General features: G+C 67.7%; 3 protein-coding genes. All 3 read left to right on the top strand.

Annotated elements, in window-relative coordinates; all coding sequences use genetic code 11:
* A partial coding sequence (locus tag AC3XYG_RS33175; RefSeq protein WP_489144158.1) for an ATP-binding cassette domain-containing protein occupies positions 1-504 on the top strand: 504 nt, incomplete at its 5' end.
* Between the two features lie 12 nt (positions 505-516).
* A complete protein-coding gene (locus AC3XYG_RS33170) occupies positions 517-1,512 on the top strand; it encodes an ABC transporter permease subunit (protein ID WP_489144157.1) in 996 nt (331 codons plus the stop codon).
* A 78-nt stretch (positions 1,513-1,590) separates the two neighbouring features.
* Positions 1,591-2,526, top strand: a complete 936-nt coding sequence (locus AC3XYG_RS33165) for an ABC transporter substrate-binding protein (protein ID WP_489144156.1) — start codon at positions 1,591-1,593, stop codon at positions 2,524-2,526.
* Position 2,527: the final 1 nt, after the last annotated feature.

Below are 2,527 nucleotides of genomic sequence, written 5' to 3'. Positions count from 1 at the left end.
CTGTTCCTGGACATGTCGGTGCAGGACAACATCAACCTGGTGGTCTGCGGCACCGACGCCAAGGCCGGCGGCTGGCTCGACCTCGCCCGCGCCAAGGTCCGGGCCAAGGATGCCATCGCCGCGCTGTCGATCCGGGTCGCCAGCCCCGAGGTCACGGTCGGGTCGCTGTCGGGCGGCAACCAGCAGAAGGTGCTGCTGTCCCGCCTGCTGGAGACCCAGCCGCGCATCCTGATCTTGGACGAGCCGACCCGCGGCGTCGACATCGGCGCCAAATCCGAGATCTACCGCATCATCGACGGGCTGGCGAAGGCCGGCATCGGCATCATCGTCATCTCTTCCGAGCTGCCCGAGGTGATCGGCATCGCCGACCGTGCCCTGGTCATGCGCGAGGGCCGGATCGAGGGCGAGGTCGGCGGGTCGTCCGGCCAGCCCTTGACCCAGGAGGCGATCATGGCCCTCGCCACCGGCATCCCCACCCCCGCGCCCGCCGCCACCGTCCAGTAAGGGATCATCCCCATGGCCAACACCACCACCACCGGGAACCGGGACGCCGAACGCCGGCTGATGATGCAGGGCCTGATCCGGACCGTCGGCATGCTGCCGGTGCTGATCCTGCTCTGCATCGCCTTCTACTTCATGAGCGAGGGAGGACGCTTCGGCTCCTGGCAGAACGTCTCGATCGTGATGCAGCAGGCCGCGATCAACACCGTGCTGGCCGCGGGCATGACCTTCGTCATCCTGACCGGCGGCATCGACCTGTCGGTCGGCTCGATCCTCGCCGCCTCCGCCATGGCCGCGGTCATCGGGTCGCTGATCCCCGGCCTGGGCCTGCTCGGCATCCCGCTGGGGCTGCTGTGCGGCATCGTCTTCGGCCTCGCCAACGGCACCCTGATCGCCTTCCTGCGGCTGCCACCCTTCATCGTCACGCTGGGATCGCTGACCGCGGTGCGCGGCATCGCCCGGCTGATGGGCGGCGACACCACCGTGTTCAACTCGTCGCTGTCCTTCGACTTCATCGGCAACGCCTCGGTGCTGGGGGTGCCGTGGCTGGTGATCATCGCCTTCGTGATCATCGTGCTGTCCTGGCTCGTGCTGCGGCGGACCGTGCTGGGCGTCCACATCTATTCCGTCGGCGGCAACCCGGACGCGGCCCGGCTGTCGGGCATCAAGGTCTGGCGCGTGCTGCTGTTCGTCTACGGCGTCTCCGGCGCCCTGGCCGGCCTGGGCGGCGTGATGTCGGCCGCCCGCCTCTACGCCGCCAACGGCACCCAGCTCGGCGTCAGCTACGAGCTCGACGCCATCGCGGCGGTGATCCTGGGCGGCACCTCCTTCGTCGGCGGCATCGGTTCGATCTGGGGCACGCTGGTCGGCGCGCTGATCATCGCCGTGCTGTCGAACGGGCTGATCCTCGTCGGCGTGCCCGACGTCTGGCAGTACATCATCAAGGGGCTGATCATCATCGGCGCCGTCACGCTCGACCGGCTGCGGCTGCAGGGTTCCGCCCGCACCTGAGGCAAAGTTTCCGGAACGGGCCGGCGGGATCTCTGGTCACCCGCCGCCCCCATCACCCAGACCAGGGGAGGAAATCACGTGCTGAAACATGTCCTACTCGCCGGCGTCGCGCTGGCGCTTTCGATCGGCGTCGCCGGCGTCGCCGAAGCCAAGGATCTGAAGAAGATCGGCGTCTCGCTCGGCTCGATGGGCAACCCGTTCTTCGTCGCCCTGGCCAATGGCGCCACCTTCGAGGCGAAGAAGACCAACCCGAATGTCGAGGTCCAGGCCGTCGGCTACGACTACGACCTGGGCAAGCAGTTCACCCAGATCGACAACTTCATCGCCGCCGGCGTGGACATGATCCTGCTGAACCCGGGCGACCCGAAGGCGATCGGCCCGGCGATCAAGAAGGCGCAGGCCGCCGGCATCATCGTCGTCGCGGTCGACACAGCGGCCGAGGGCGCCGACGCCACGGTCACCACCGACAACATCCAGGCCGGCGAGATTTCCTGCAAGTACATCGCCGACAAGCTGGGCAACAAGGGCAACGTCGTCATCATCAACGGCCCGCAGGTCTCGGCCGTGACCGACCGGGTCAAGGGCTGCCACAATGTCTGGGACAAGCTGCCGGACCTGAAGATCCTGTCCGGTGACCAGGATGCCAAGGGCTCGCGCGACGGCGGCCTGGCGGTGATGCAGGGCCTGCTGACCCGGTTCGAGAAGATCGACGGCGTCTTCGCCATCAACGACCCGACCGCGATCGGCGCCGACCTGGCGGCCAAGCAGCTCGGCCGCAGCGACATCATCATCACCTCGGTCGACGGCGCCCCCGACATCGTCGACGCCCTGAAGGGCAACACCCTGATCCAGGCCTCCTCGGCCCAGGATCCGTTCTCCATGGCCCGCAAGGCGGTGGAAGAAGGCGTCGGTATCATCAACGGCCAGAAGCCGGCGAACGACCCGACGCTGATCCCGTCGACCCTGATCACCCGCGACAACGTCAAGGACTACAAGGGCTGGACCGGCCAGTAAG

This window comes from Inquilinus sp. (assembly GCF_057815775.1).
The sequence above is the reverse complement of the archived record's forward strand: the minus strand, read 5'-3'. Positions and strand labels throughout refer to the sequence as shown.